Origin of the sequence: Bradyrhizobium sp. AZCC 2230, assembly GCF_036924495.1 — a bacterium.
Classification (GTDB): Bacteria; Pseudomonadota; Alphaproteobacteria; order Rhizobiales; family Xanthobacteraceae; genus Bradyrhizobium; species Bradyrhizobium rifense.
In genome coordinates, this window is record NZ_JAZHRS010000001.1 from 5,379,782 (window position 1) to 5,392,512 (window position 12,731).

Consider the following 12,731-nt stretch of genomic DNA (forward strand, 5'->3'; position numbering starts at 1 on the left):
GGACCCATTACCACCGGCCTTCGTTTTGCGAAGGCAATTTCCGTGTGTGCCCAAAACTCCGGCTGCGGAGTATGGGTCCTGGCTTTCGCCAGGACGACGGTGAACTACTACTGCAAAACCTCGAACAAGCCGGCAGCGCCCATGCCGCCGCCGACGCACATGGTGACGACCGCATATTTGGCCTTGCGGCGGCGGCCTTCGATCAAAGCGTGGCCGGTCAGGCGCGCGCCCGACATGCCGTAGGGATGGCCGACCGCGATCGCGCCGCCGTCGACGTTGATCTTTTCAGGGTCGATGCCGAGCTTGTCGCGGCAATACAGCACCTGCACGGCAAAAGCTTCGTTGAGCTCCCAGAGATCGATATCGTCGACCTTCAAGCCATGACGCTTGAGCAGGCGCGGCACGGCGAAGACCGGGCCGATGCCCATCTCGTCCGGCTCGCAGCCGGCGGAGACGAAGCCGCGGAAGACGCCAAGCGGCTTGAGGCCGCGCCTGGACGCTTCCTTGTCGCTCATGATCACGCTAGCGCTGGCGCCGTCGGAGAGCTGGCTGGCGTTGCCGGCGGTGACGGAAAAACCTTCGCCGCGAACAGCCTTCAGCCCGGCGAGGCCTTCGGCGGTCGTCTCGGGACGCGGGCCCTCGTCCTGCGACAAGGTCACCTCCTTGAAGGAGACGGCGCCCGTCGCCTTGTCGGTGACCGCCATCTGCGTGGTGATCGGCGCGAGCTCGTCCTTGAACTTGCCACCCTGCTGGGCAGCGGCGGTGCGGCGCTGGCTCTCGAGCGAATATTCGTCCTGCTTCTCGCGCGAGATGCCGTAGCGCTTGGCAACGATCTCGGCGGTGTCGATCATGGGCATGTAGACCTCGCACTTGATCTTGAGCAGCGCCGGGTCCTGGGCGTGAAAACCGTTCATCTTGTCGTTCTGCACGAGGCTGATTGACTCGCCACCGCCACCGACCGCGACCTCGACACCGTCGAAGATCACCGAACGCGCGGCAAGCGCGATCGCCTGCAGGCCCGAGGCGCACTGCCGGTCGATGGTGGTGCCGGCGACGGTGACGGGCAGACCGGCACGGAGCAGCGCCTTGCGCGCGATGTTGCCGCCGGTCGCGCCCTGCTGCAGCGCTGCGCCCATCACGACGTCCTCGATCTCCTTCGGATCGACTTTTGCGCGCGCAACGGCCTCGCCGATGGCATGGCCGAGCAGAGTCGCGCCCTCGGTGGCGTTGAGCATGCCGCGATAGGCCTTGCCGATCGGCGTACGGGCGGTGGAAACGATGACGGCGTCGGTCAAGAGCGACCTCCTGATGCGTGTTGGGTGGATTGCGATGGTTTCTGCTGCTGGCGCAATTCGTGGCGCGACAGCTTTCCGACCGGCGTGCGCGGCAGATCATCGACGAACTCGACCTCCGCCGGCAATTCGTGCTTGCCGACCTTGCCGGCGAGCTGCGCGCGCAGCTCGCCGAGCGAGAACGGTTTTGCCTCCGGCTTCAGCTTGATGAAGGCCTTTGCGGCCTCGCCGCGATACTGATCGGGAATGCCGAGCACGATCACCTCGTGCACGCCTGGAACGGTGTAGATCGCCTGCTCGATCATCTGCGGATAGACGTTGAAGCCGCCGGAGATGATCATGTCCTTCTTGCGATCGACCAGGAAGAAATAGCCGTCGATGTCGACATAGCCGATGTCGCCGGTGAGGAAGCGGCCGTCGGAGAAATACTCCGCGACTTCCTTCTGCTTGTTCCAATAGCCCTTGGTGACGTTCGGGCCCTTGATGCGGATCTCGCCGACTTCGCCTGGCGGCAACACCTTGGCCGGATCGTCCAGCGAGACGACGTCGAGCTCGATGCCGGGCAGCATCAGGCCGATCGAGCCGGGCTTGTCGGGACCGACAGGCGGATGGCCGGTGCCGGGCGAGCAGGTCTCGGTCATGCCCCAGCCGCTCTTGAGCTTCTTGCCGACCTTGCGCTCGAAGAAGCTCGCGACCTCGACCGGCAGCGGCGCGCCGCCGGAGCCGATGGCGGCAAGCGAGGAGAAGTCGCGTTTGTCGAGATCGGGAAGTGCAGCGATCGCGATCCACATCGTCGGCACGCCCGGAAAATAGGTCGCGCGCTTGACCTCGATGTCGCGCATCACGGCTTCGACATCGAAACGCTGATGGAGCGAGATCAGATTGCCGCGGCTGAGCGAGGACAGCAGCACGACGGTGAGTGCATAGATATGAAACAGCGGCAGCACGCAGATCACGCGCTCGACGGCGTCGCCGCGCGCCGCACGTGCCGGCTTGCCCCAGACGTCGTAGATCGAGACCGCCGAGGTGAGATTGCCGTGCGTCAGCATGGCACCTTTTGGCAGACCGGTGGTGCCGCCGGTATATTGCAGCAGCGCGACGTCATCGACCGCAACAGCGGGCCATTGCGCCGGCAGCGGCGCGCCCTCGACGAAGGCCTTGAAGGTGACGATGCGGGGATCATCAGGGATTGCCGCCTGCGGCGTGCCGACCTTACCCCAATTGTCGTCCTCGCAGACGACCAGGCGATCGATCAGCCCCTCCTCCAGAAATTTCAGCGCGGTCGGCAACAGGGCCTGGAGGTTCGAGGTGACCAGCAGGCGCGAGCCGGAGTCCGAGACCTTGTGTGTCAGCGCGATCTCGCCGTCGAGCGGCGAGAGATGCGCGACGCGGGCGCCGGCCTTCAACGCACCGAAGAAATTGACGGGATGATCCGGCGTATTGCCGAGGAACAGCGCAACGGAAGTGTTCTTGCCGCAGCCCGCACGCAGGAACGCAGCCGCCGCGCGCTCGGCCATGGCGGCGAGCTCGGTATAGGTGATCGGACGATCGCGAAATTCCAGCGCGGTCCGCGGGCCGTAAGTCGCGGCGGCCGTCGAGAGCAGGTCAGGCAGCGTGCCCTGGACGATGGTGTCGTCCCAATGCACGCCCTCGGGGTAAAACTGTTCGCCGGGATGGGTCATTGCTTCCTTAAACCAAGTTAGCCGTCATTCCGGGGCGCGACGAAGTCGCGAGCCCGGAATCCATCGGGCGGCACGTTCAAAGGTGAAATGGATTCCGGGCCTGGCCCTTCAGGCCATCCCGGAATGACACCCATAGACGCGCCAGCGGCCATCAAGCCGCCTTCGACGCCGCAGCGAGCGAGGCGAACGTCTTACCTTCGGCCGCGAGCTTCTTCAGCAGCGGCGCGGGCTCGAGGCTCGGGTCGTTGGTCTCCTTGGCGTAGAAGGCGAGACGGTCGGCGATGTGCTTGAGACCGACGGTGTCGGCCCAGAACATCGGGCCACCGCGATAGATCGGCCAGCCATAGCCGTAGAGCCAGACCACGTCGATGTCGGACGGGCGCGCCGCGATGCCCTCTTCGAGGATCTTCGCGCCCTCGTTGATCATCGGGTACATCATGCGCTCGAGGATCTCGTCGTCGCTGACGATTCGCTTCTTGCGGCCGAGACGCAGCAGCGTCTCGTCGATCAGCTTCTCGACCTCCGGATCCGGCAGCGCCGAACGGGAGCCGGCTTCATACTTGTAGTAGCCCTTGCCGGTCTTCTGGCCGAAGCGGCCGGCCTCGCAGAGCGCGTCCGCAATCTCCGACTTGATGCCGCGGTCCTTGCGCGAGCGCCAGCCGATGTCGAGGCCGGCGAGATCGCCCATCGCGAACGGACCCATCGGCATGCCGAACTTCGTCACCACAGCGTCCACCTGCTGCGGCAGCGCGCCTTCGAACAAAAGCTTTTCAGACTGCTTGCCGCGCTGGGCCAGCATGCGGTTGCCGACGAAGCCGTCGCAGACGCCGACCACGGCCGGCACCTTTGCGATCTTGCGGGCGATATTCACCGCAGTCACCAGCGCATCCGGCGCGGTCTTGTCGGCGCGCACGATCTCGCACAGCTTCATGACATTGGCCGGCGAAAAGAAGTGCATGCCGAGCACGTCCTGCGGACGCTTGGTCGCCTTCGCGATCTCGTCGATGTTCAGGTACGAGGTGTTGGAGGCGAGCACGGCGCCCGGCTTGACGTACTGGTCGAGCTTGCCGAACACTTCCTGCTTCACCGCCATGGTCTCGAACACGGCTTCGATGACGAGATCGGCGTCGCCGACGTTCTCGATGCCGACCACGCCGTTGATCAGCGCCATGCGCTTGGCCGGCGCATCCGCCGGGATGCCGCCGCGCGCGGCGGTCGCCTCCCAGTTCTTCTGCATGATGCCGAGGCCACGCTTGAGCTGCTCCTCGCCGGTCTCGATCAGGGTGACGGGAACGCCGGCATTGGCAAACGACATCGCGATGCCGCCACCCATGGTGCCGGCGCCGAGAATGGCAACACGGTTAACGGGGCGCGACTTGGTGCCTTCCGGCACGCCCGCGATCTTGGCGGCTTCGCGCTCGGCGAAGAAGGCGTAGCGCTGCGCCTTGGACTGGTCGCTGGCGACGAGCTTGAGGAAGCCCTCGCGCTCCTTCTTCAGACCTTCATCGAACGGCAGGTCGATCGCTGCACCCACGGCATCGGCCGCCGCGAACGGCGCTTCCAGGCCGCGCGACTTCTTGGTCATGGCGGCAACGGCATTGGTGAAGATCGAACGATCGGCCTTGGCGGCCGCGATCTTGGAATCGTCGTCGCGGAGGCGACGCAGCGGGCGCTTCTCGGCCAGCAATTTGCGGACGAAGGCTTCGCCGCCGGAGGCGGGACCTTCCACGATCTCCTCGATCAGGCCGTTCTTGAGCGCTTCGGCAGCGGAAATCGGATCACCGCCGACGATCATCTTGACCGCAAGCTCCGGCCCGACCGCACGCGGCAGCCGCTGGGTGCCACCGGCGCCGGGCAAAAGGCCGAGCTTCACCTCGGGCAGGCCGAGCTTTGCCTCTTTGACAGCCACGCGGAAATGACAGGCCAGCGTGACCTCGAGGCCGCCGCCGAGCGCGGTGCCGTGGATCGCGGCCACGACCGGCTTCGGCGAGTTCTCGATCTCGGCGAGCACCTCATTGAGGCCCGGCGACTTCGGCGGCTTGCCGAATTCGGTGATGTCGGCGCCGGCAATGAAGGTGCGGCCGGCGCAGGTCAGAACGATGCCCTTGATCGCGGGATCGGCGATGGCGGCCTTGATGCACTCCAGGATACCGCCGCGGACTGCGGCACTCAGCGCATTGACCGGAGGGCTATTGACCGTGACGATCCCGACTTCGTCATGACGCTCAAGCTTGACCACTTCGCTCACGGTTTCCCTCCTTGGTGGGATTTACTTTTGTTCGATTTCGCGGTGCGGAATTTAATTCCGCATCTTGACGGCAGGGTTATTTTGAAGCACGTGGCTTGTCAACGACTCCGCGCAAGAGCAGATCAGGGATGAAGCGTACAGGAAAGAAGACCGCGACCGATCGGAATTTCGTCGTCGCGCTTTCCCGCGGGCTTGACGTATTGCGAGCATTCCAACCCAGCGACGGACTTCTCGGCAATCAGGAGATTGCCTCCCGCACCAACCTGCCGAAGCCGACGGTTTCGCGGCTGACCTACACGCTGACGAAGCTCGGCTATCTGACGCCGGTTCCCCGTTTCGAGAAGTACCAGCTGGCGCCGGCCGCGATGGCGCTCGGATACGCGGCGCTGGCCAATCTCGGCGTTCGGCATTTGTCCGAGCCGTTTCGCGAGGAAATGATGCGCGCGACCGGCGGCGCCGTCGCAATCGGCGGCCGCGACCGCCACAGCATGATCTATTTCGGGCAAAGCCGTGGCAGCGAGACGGTCGGCGTTCAACTCGACGTCGGCTCCCGCGTGCCGATTGCAACCAGCGCGATGGGTCGCGCGTATTTCTGGGCGCTGGGCGACGAGGATCGCGCTGAAGTGACGCGCATCCTGCGCGAACATTACGGCAGCCGCTGGCCCAAGATGCGCGACGGACTGGAACGTTCGGGCGAGACGGTCGCGAAATACGGTTTCGCGCTGTCCGTCGGCGACTGGCACGACGACATCGGCGCCGCCGGCGTCGCGCTCAAGCTCAACGACGGAACCGGTCCCTACGCATTCAATTGCGGTGCACCCGCATTCCGCTTCACGGAAGAGCGTTTGATCAACGACATTGGACCGCGACTGCTGGCGATGGTAAGGAACATCGAAGCGGCACTTGGGGGTCTGATGCCGCAATCCAAAAAAGAAGTCAGCAAAAAGCTGAAATCAGGAGGAAAAGTTGCGCGTGTGGCCGAGGGATTCAGATAGCCTTAGTCATCATCGGGAGCGGTTCGCATCGCACCATTGCCCACTGACGTCCGTGGGCGAGACGACATGACGCAGGCACAGCTCGCGCAGGGGACATCGCCCCTGCTCGCCGTTCGCGACGTCAGCGTCGTGTTCGGCGGCATCGTCGCGCTCAATGGTGTGTCCTTCGACATGCACAAGGGCCAGATCCTCGGATTGATCGGCCCCAACGGCGCCGGCAAGACCACGCTCTTCAACTGCCTCTCCCGCCTCTACCAGCCGTCGTCCGGCGACATCCTGATGGAAGGCGCGAGCATCCTGACGCGGCCGCCGCACCGGATCGCCGAGATCGGCATCGGCCGCACCTTCCAGAACGTGGCGCTGTTTCCGAATTTGTCGGTCATGGACAATGTCCGCGTCGGCACGCATGCCCGCACTTCCAGCGACATCATCAGCGACTCGCTGCGGCTGGCCTGGATTCGTCGCAGCGAAACCGGCGTGAACAAGAAGGTGCACGAAATCCTCGCCTATCTCGACCTCGAGGACGTCGCCCATACCATCGTCTCCGGCCTGCCCTTCGGCACACAGAAGCGCGTCGAACTGGCGCGGGCGCTGGCGGCGGACCCGAAGATCCTGCTGCTCGACGAACCCGCAGGTGGTCTCAATCACGAAGAGGTCTACGTCCTCGGCGACCTCATCCGCAAAATCCGGGATGAGCGCCACATGACGGTGCTGCTGGTCGAGCACCACATGGGCCTCGTGATGTCGATCGCCGACCACGTCGTCGCGCTGAATTTCGGCAAGAAGCTCGCGGAAGGCACGCCCGCCCAGGTGCAGGCGGATCCCGACGTCATCAAGGCCTATCTCGGGAGCAAGGACCAATGACGACGCTGCTCAACGTCAAGGACCTGCGCGCCTATTACGGCCAGGTCCAGGCGCTCCATGGCCTGTCCTTCTCGCTCAGCGAAGGCTCGCTGACGACGCTGTTAGGTGCCAACGGCGCCGGCAAGACCACGACGCTGCGCGCGATCTGCAACATGGTGCGCTCCACCGGCGGCATCGAGTTCGACGGCAAGCCGCTGAACAACAAATCGACCGAGAGCATCGTGCGCTTCGGCATCGCCCATGTGCCGCAGGGCCGCGGCACCTTCACCACCATGACGGTGGAGGAGAACCTCCAGCTCGGCGCCATTACCCGCAAGGACAATGCCGGCATCGTCTCCGACATCGAGCGCATGTATGCGCATTTCCCGGTTCTGAAGCAGCGCCACACCCAGCAGGCCGGCACGCTCTCCGGCGGCGAGCAGCAGATGCTCGCGGTTGCGCGCGCGCTGATGCTGCGGCCGCGATTGATGCTGCTCGACGAGCCGTCCTTCGGCCTCGCGCCGCTGGTGGTGCGCGACCTGTTCGGCATCCTCGGCAAGATCAACCGCGAGGACAAGGTGTCGATCCTGGTGGTCGAGCAGAACGCCCAGCTCGCACTCGAGCTCGCCGACCAGGCATATGTGATCGAGACCGGCCGTATCGTGATGTCGGGCAATGCCAAGGACATCGCGAACAACGAAGAAATCCGCAAATCCTATCTTGGTTACTGAGGAGCGGATGATGGCAACGATGTATCCACGCGCTCGCTCCACCTCTCCCCAGCGGGGAGAGGTCGGATTGCGCCTGGCGATGCGAAGCATCGTCCAGTGCAATCCGGGTGAGGGGCCGCAGCTCCGCCGTGAGACCCTAACCCCTCACCCGCGCCTACGGCGCGACCTCTCCCAAAGGGAGAGGTGGACCGCCGACGCCGCCGCAGTTCAACCCGAAGCCGTCATACTCTAGGAGCCGGCACGATGGAGCTTTTCACCAACCAGGTGCTGGCCGGGATTGCCACGGGCGCCATCTACGCCTGCATGGCGCTCGCGGTGGTCATGATCTACCAGGCGATCGACCATCTCAACTTCGCGCAGGGCGAGATGGCGATGTTCTCGACCTTCATCTCCTGGCAATTGATGCAATGGGGCATTCCCTATTGGGGCGCATTCATCATTGCGCTGGCGCTCTCCTTCGTCGGCGGCATCGCGATCGAGCGGATCCTGTTCAAGCCGCTGGCCAAGGCACCGGTCCTGACCAACGTCGCCGGCTTCATCGCGCTCTACGCCATCATCAACTCCTCGGCCGGGCTGATCTGGGACTTCACCATCAAGCAATATCCGACCCCGTTCGGCTCCTCGCCGTTCCTCGGCAGCCAGCTGATCTCGACCCACCAGGCCGGCATGATCGGCGTCACCGTGCTGCTGCTGATCGGGCTCTACTTCTTCTTCCAGTACACGCGGATCGGCCTCGCGATGCGGGCGGCCGCATCGGTGCCTGAATCGGCACGCCTGGTCGGCATCAACACCTCCTGGATGATTGCGCTGGGCTGGGGCATGGCGTCCGCCATCGGCGCCATCGCCGGCATGCTGATTGCCCCGGTCGTATTCCTCGAGCCCAACATGATGGGCGGCGTGCTGATCTACGGCTTCGCCGCGGCCGTGCTCGGCGGACTGACCAGCCCGTTCGGCGCGGTGGTCGGCGGCTTCCTGGTCGGCATCTTCGAGAACCTCGCCGGCACCTACATCCCCGGCGTCGGTAACGAGCTGAAACTTCCGATCGCGCTCGCGCTGATCATCTCCGTCCTGGTCGTCAAACCCGCTGGTCTGTTCGGCCGGCACATCGTCAAGCGAGTTTGATCATGAGCGCTGTAGAAGACGTCGTCACGGAAGCCCCGGCCGTCGAGGCGGTTCCGAAGCGGGCCATGACGCTGGGCACGGGCACCTCGGTGGTGGTGCTGTTGCTTCTCATCGCCGTTCCGGTGTTCGCCAAGAACTTCGTGATCTTCCAGCTGACCCAGCTCCTGTATCTGGGCCTCGCCGTGCTGGCGCTGAACATCCTGACCGGCGGAAGCGGCCAGTTCTCGCTCGGCCAGAGCGCGTTCTACGGCATCGGCGCCTACGTCACCGCGGTCATGATGGAGCAGTTCAACATCCCGTACTTCCTCTGCCTGCCGGTCGCGGCCGTGGTCTGCTTCGGCGCGGGCTTCCTGTTCGGCCAGCCGGCGCTGCGGCTCTCCGGCGTCTACCTCGCGCTTGCGACCTTCGCGCTCGCCACCGCGATGCCGCAGCTGCTCAAGCTGAACTTCCTCGAGAAGTGGACCGGCGGCGTGCAGGGCCTCGTCGTCACCAAGCCCGACGCGCCGTTCGGCCTGCCGATGTCGCAGGACATGTGGCTGTATTACTTCACGCTCGTGGTCGTGCTCGCGATCTATATCTTCTCGGTCAACCTGCTGCGCTCGCGCTCGGGCCGCGCCTTCATGGCGATCCGCGACAACGAGATCGCGGCCTCCGCCATGGGCGTCAACGTCGCGCTGTACAAGACGCTGGCCTTCGGCGTCTCCGCGGCCATCACCGGCGTCGCCGGCGGCCTGAGCGCCATCGCGGTGCAATTCGTCGCGCCCGACAGCTTCACCATCACGCTCGCGATCCAGCTGTTCCTCGGCATGGTCGTCGGCGGCGTCGGCTGGCTGCCCGGCTCGATCGTCGGCGCCGCCTTCATCATCTTCGTGCCGAACATCGCGGAGGGCATCTCCAAGGGCCTCTCCGGCGCCGTGTTCGGCGTGCTCCTGTTCCTCGTCATCTACCTGGTGCCGCATGGCGCAAGGCAAGTCGCGATCCTGGGCCAGCAACTCGCCGGTAAGCTCAGAAAAAACTGAAACCGTTCAATTAAAGAAGGAGACCAAATTTGTTTTTCGGAAGAACACTGCGAACCACCGCACTCGTAACGGCGGTCGCGACCCTCACCTCCGGCGCAGCACTCGCTCAGAAGACATACGACACCGGCGCCTCCGATACCGAGATCAAGATCGGCAACATCATGCCGTACAGCGGCCCGGCGTCGGCCTATGGCGTCATCGGCAAGACCGAAGAAGCCTACTTCAAGATGATCAACGACAAGGGCGGCATCAACGGCCGCAAGATCGTCTACGTCACCTATGACGATGGCTATTCGCCGCCCAAGGCCGTCGAGCAGGTCCGCAAGCTCGTCGAGAGCGACGAGGTGCTCGCCGTGTTCAACCCGCTCGGCACGCCCTCGAACAGCGCGATCCAGAAATATCTCAACGCCAAGAAGATCCCGCAGCTGTTCGTCGCCACCGGCGCGACCAAGTGGAACGACCCGAAGAACTTCCCCTGGACCATGGGCTGGCAGCCCTCCTACCAGAGCGAAGCGCAGATCTACGCGAAGTGGCTGCTCAAGGAGAAGCCAGACGCCAAGGTCGCGATCCTCTATCAGAACGACGATTTCGGCAAAGACTACCTCAAGGGCACCAAGGACGGCTTTGGCGCCAAGGCGTCGTCCGCGATCATCCTGGAAGAGAGCTACGAGGTCTCCGAGCCGTCGATCGACGGTCACATCGTCAAGATCAAGGCCGCCAATCCCGACGTGCTGCTGATCTACACGACGCCGAAGTTCGGCGCCCAAACCATCAAGAAGACCGCCGAGCTCGGCTGGAAGCCGCTGCAGATCATCACCAACGTGTCGGCTTCGGTCGGCAGCGTGATGAAGCCGGCGGGCTTCGAGGCTTCCCAAGGCGTGCTGTCTGCGGCCTATGCCAAGGACGGCGCGGATCCGCGCTGGGCTGACGATGCCGCCATGAAGAAGTGGGTGGAATTCCTCGACAAGTACATGCCCGGCGCCGACAAGACCGATTCCAGCGTCGTCTACGGCTACGGTGCCGCGCAGACGCTGGCCAAGGCGCTGGAGCAGTGCGGCGACGATCTCACCCGCGCCAACCTGATGAAGCAGGCCGCGAGCCTGAAGGACTTTACGCCGGACACGCTGCTGCCCGGCGTCAAGATCAACACCGGACCGAACGACTTCGCCCCGATCAGCCAGCTGCAGATGCAGCGGTTCAAGGGCGAGAAGTGGGAACAGTTCGGCGACATCCTGAACGGCGACGTCGCCCCCGAGTGACGCGCTGACGCCAGAGTCCAAGGTCGAAAAGCCCCCGCGCGCAATCGCGGGGGCTTTTTGTTGACGTCGTGCATCAATCTTGTTCAATGCGACGCCGATCCAGTTGAGGCAGGAGAAAAATGGCTGTCGTTCGATTTCAGGTTGCGGTGCTTTCGGCCGCATTCGCGTTGTGCACTGCGATGAGCAATCCCGTGCTGGCACAGAGGTCCTACGACAACGGCGCTTCCGATACTGAAATCAGGATCGGCAACATCATGCCCTATAGCGGCCCGGCCTCGGCCTACGCCGTGATCGGCAAGGCCGAGGAAGCCTATTTCAACAAGGTCAATGCCGAGGGCGGCGTCAACGGCCGCAAGATCAAGTTCATCTCGTATGACGATGCCTATTCGCCGCCGAAGACGGTGGAACACGCGCGCAAGCTGGTCGAGAGCGACAATGTGCTCTTGATCTTCGGCTCGCTCGGCACCTCCACCAACGGCGCCATCCGCAAATACATGAACGAGAAGAAGGTGCCGCAATTGTTCGTGGCGAGCGGCGCCTCGAAGTGGAACGATCCGAAGAACTTCCCGTGGACGATGGGCTGGCAGCCCAGCTACGCCAGCGAAGCCAGGATCTACGCCAAGTACATTTTGAAGGAAAAGCCGGATGGCAAGATCGGCGTGCTCTACCAGAACGACGATTTCGGCAAGGACTATCTGAGGGGGCTGAAGGACGGGCTCGGCGACAAGGCCTCGATGATCGTGATGGAGGAGCCTTACGACACCTCTGAGCCCGCAATCGACGAGCACGTCGTGAAGCTGAAGGCCGCGGGCGCCGAAATCTTCATCAGCATCACCACGCCGAAATTCGCGGCGCAGGCGATCAAGAAGGCGGCCGAGATCAACTGGCACCCGATGCACATCATCTCCAATGTCTCGGCCTCCGTCGGCGGCGTGATCGAGCCGGCGGGCTTCGAGATCTCGCAGGGCATTTTGTCGGCGAGCTACACCAAGGACGGCTCCGACCCGCAATGGAACGCCGATGAGGGCATGAAGAGGTTCTATAATTTCCTCGCGCAGTTCGATCCGAAGGCCAACAAGCTCGATGCCGGCGTGGTGTTCGGCTATGCCGCAGCCCAGACCATGGTGAAGGTGCTGCAGATGTGCGGCGACAACCTCACCCGCGACAACATCATGAAGCAGGCAGCGTCCCTGAAGGACTTCGCGCCGGACACGCTGCTGCCCGGCATCAAGATCAACACCGCGCCCGACAATTTCGCACCGATCGAGCAGCTCCAGATGATGCGGTTCAAGGGCAAGACCTGGGAATTGTTCGGCGAAATCATCTCAAGTGACCTCGGTCATTAGGCAATCAACTCAAAATAGCTGCGAGACATGAAAGCAATTTCAGGCGGTCGCACCTTCTCGCAGTCGCACATGACAATCTGCGGCGGCCCTGACTACTAAAGGAGCAGCCCCTGCGACGCCATCGCAGGGGCTTTCTGTTGAAGCCATCAGGTAAATCGTATTGAATTGCAGCCGCGTCGCCAAAAACAATCAGG

10 protein-coding genes are annotated in these 12,731 nt (G+C 63.7%); 7 read left to right on the plus strand and 3 right to left on the minus strand.

Annotated elements, in window-relative coordinates; all coding sequences use genetic code 11:
* Window positions 1–107: 107 nt before the first annotated feature.
* The 3 genes from V1280_RS25830 to V1280_RS25840 form a co-directional block, all read right to left on the minus strand.
* Window positions 108–1,295 (minus strand): acetyl-CoA C-acyltransferase, encoded by a 1,188-nt coding sequence (locus tag V1280_RS25830; protein WP_334530640.1) that lies wholly within the window; start codon window positions 1,293–1,295, stop codon window positions 108–110.
* The gene (gene pimA / locus V1280_RS25835; protein ID WP_334530643.1) at window positions 1,292–2,974 is read right to left on the minus strand and encodes a dicarboxylate--CoA ligase PimA; all 1,683 of its coding nucleotides are present in this window, start codon (window positions 2,972–2,974) and stop codon (window positions 1,292–1,294) included. Before pimA ends, V1280_RS25830 begins: the two co-directional genes overlap by 4 nt.
* A gap of 151 nt (window positions 2,975–3,125) precedes the next feature.
* Complete coding sequence (locus V1280_RS25840; RefSeq protein ID WP_334530646.1) at window positions 3,126–5,222, minus strand: 3-hydroxyacyl-CoA dehydrogenase NAD-binding domain-containing protein; 2,097 nt, start codon at window positions 5,220–5,222, stop codon at window positions 3,126–3,128.
* Window positions 5,223–5,350: 128 nt separating this feature from the next.
* On the opposite strand from V1280_RS25840, the gene V1280_RS25845 reads away from it, so the two are divergent.
* The 7 genes from V1280_RS25845 to V1280_RS25875 all read left to right on the plus strand — a co-directional run bounded on the left by V1280_RS25845 (window position 5,351) and on the right by V1280_RS25875 (window position 12,537).
* Complete coding sequence (locus V1280_RS25845) at window positions 5,351–6,217, plus strand: IclR family transcriptional regulator (protein WP_148773582.1); 867 nt, start codon at window positions 5,351–5,353, stop codon at window positions 6,215–6,217.
* A gap of 66 nt (window positions 6,218–6,283) precedes the next feature.
* Window positions 6,284–7,081, plus strand: coding sequence for an ABC transporter ATP-binding protein (locus tag V1280_RS25850; RefSeq protein ID WP_334530651.1), 798 nt, complete (start codon window positions 6,284–6,286; stop codon window positions 7,079–7,081).
* Window positions 7,078–7,791 (plus strand): ABC transporter ATP-binding protein, encoded by a 714-nt coding sequence (locus tag V1280_RS25855; protein ID WP_148773580.1) that lies wholly within the window; start codon window positions 7,078–7,080, stop codon window positions 7,789–7,791. Before V1280_RS25850 ends, V1280_RS25855 begins: the two co-directional genes overlap by 4 nt.
* A 243-nt stretch (window positions 7,792–8,034) precedes the next feature.
* Window positions 8,035–8,913 carry a branched-chain amino acid ABC transporter permease gene (locus tag V1280_RS25860; RefSeq protein ID WP_334530657.1) on the plus strand — a complete coding sequence of 293 codons (879 nt, stop codon included), beginning with the start codon at window positions 8,035–8,037 and terminating at the stop codon, window positions 8,911–8,913.
* A 2-nt stretch (window positions 8,914–8,915) separates the two neighbouring features.
* A complete protein-coding gene (locus V1280_RS25865) occupies window positions 8,916–9,932 on the plus strand; it encodes a branched-chain amino acid ABC transporter permease (RefSeq protein ID WP_334530660.1) in 1,017 nt (338 codons plus the stop codon).
* Window positions 9,933–9,961: 29 nt separating this feature from the next.
* A complete protein-coding gene (locus V1280_RS25870; RefSeq protein ID WP_334530663.1) occupies window positions 9,962–11,191 on the plus strand; it encodes an ABC transporter substrate-binding protein in 1,230 nt (409 codons plus the stop codon).
* A 119-nt stretch (window positions 11,192–11,310) separates the two neighbouring features.
* Window positions 11,311–12,537, plus strand: coding sequence for an ABC transporter substrate-binding protein (locus V1280_RS25875; protein ID WP_334530666.1), 1,227 nt, complete (start codon window positions 11,311–11,313; stop codon window positions 12,535–12,537).
* The last annotated feature ends 194 nt before the right edge of the window (window positions 12,538–12,731 follow it).

Coding starts and splice junctions, on each gene's coding strand:
- pimA (WP_334530643.1), bottom strand. CDS start 2,974: ATGACCCATCCCGGCGAACAGTTTTACCCCGAGGGCGTGCATTGGGAC.
- V1280_RS25845 (WP_148773582.1), top strand. CDS start 5,351: ATGAAGCGTACAGGAAAGAAGACCGCGACCGATCGGAATTTCGTCGTC.
- V1280_RS25850 (WP_334530651.1), top strand. CDS start 6,284: ATGACGCAGGCACAGCTCGCGCAGGGGACATCGCCCCTGCTCGCCGTT.
- V1280_RS25855 (WP_148773580.1), top strand. CDS start 7,078: ATGACGACGCTGCTCAACGTCAAGGACCTGCGCGCCTATTACGGCCAG.
- V1280_RS25860 (WP_334530657.1), top strand. CDS start 8,035: ATGGAGCTTTTCACCAACCAGGTGCTGGCCGGGATTGCCACGGGCGCC.
- V1280_RS25865 (WP_334530660.1), top strand. CDS start 8,916: ATGAGCGCTGTAGAAGACGTCGTCACGGAAGCCCCGGCCGTCGAGGCG.
- V1280_RS25875 (WP_334530666.1), top strand. CDS start 11,311: ATGGCTGTCGTTCGATTTCAGGTTGCGGTGCTTTCGGCCGCATTCGCG.